The sequence below is a fragment of the Salinimicrobium oceani genome (genome assembly GCF_012037645.1).
The window spans coordinates 1-322 of sequence record NZ_JAAVJR010001352.1; the positions used below are offsets into that span (position 1 = coordinate 1).

Consider the following 322-nt stretch of genomic DNA (forward strand, 5'->3'; position numbering starts at 1 on the left):
TAGGGCAGATCCTCAGGTCTTTGATCAACCAAAAAAAATTACATGCGACAGCTTATCATAAAAATTCCGGAGGGACACAAAGAGGAGATTCTTAAAACGGTAGATGAATTTAAAGGAAAGAATACCATCCATCTACAAAATGGTAACCACGACATCTTCTATGTTTTCCTTCCGAATCAAAAAGTAAATGACTTTTTAAAAAGAATTGATGAGTATGAGGAGCCAGAGGTGAATTTGATTCCCAGAGGGGTGATCTCCATGTATCCCCCTGCTTCGGAAGCACCGGACCAGGTGGCCGATGTGCAGCCAAAAAGTTCCCTGG

Annotated in this window: 1 protein-coding gene; it reads left to right on the forward strand. The window is 41.9% G+C overall.

Features of this window, described 5'->3' with window-relative positions; genetic code table 11:
• Positions 1 to 42: 42 nt before the first annotated feature.
• Positions 43 to 322 (forward strand): hypothetical protein (locus HC175_RS22170; protein ID WP_209310198.1); only part of this gene is annotated, 280 nt, incomplete at its 3' end.